A 315-nucleotide genomic window follows, 5' to 3' on the forward strand; every position below is an offset into this window, starting at 1 on the left:
GGCCGTACCGTTGCAGTCGTACAACTGCACCGCCGTACCGTTCGCCACCGCACCCCCGGCCACATCCACACACTTCCCCGCCAGACCCGTGATGGGGCCGGTGGCAGTGGCGGCGGCGCTCGCGGGAGCCGCGGACAGCCCCGTGAGGAGCGTGGCGGTCACGGCCAGTGCGGCCAGGACACCCCGCACCGGCGGTCCCGCCGTCACCGGGTTACCGTCCACTTCTGGTTGGCGGCGCCGGTGCACGTCCAGATCTGCAGCCGCGTGCTGTTCGCACTGCTGCCACCCGACACGTCCAGACACTTGTCGGCCTGC

1 protein-coding gene and 1 pseudogene are annotated in these 315 nt (G+C 71.7%); both read right to left on the bottom strand.

What is annotated here, in order from left to right; genetic code table 11:
* A pseudogene (locus IA22_RS0133800) lies at window positions 1-207 on the bottom strand (chitinase); the annotation flags it as partial.
* On the bottom strand, window positions 204-315 hold a 112-nt coding region (locus tag IA22_RS36290; RefSeq protein ID WP_157840985.1), incomplete at its 5' end, for an RICIN domain-containing protein. The gene IA22_RS36290 and the pseudogene IA22_RS0133800, both read right to left, overlap by 4 nt.

Source organism: Kitasatospora papulosa (genome assembly GCF_000717245.1).
Taxonomy (GTDB): domain Bacteria; phylum Actinomycetota; class Actinomycetes; order Streptomycetales; family Streptomycetaceae; genus Streptomyces; species Streptomyces papulosus.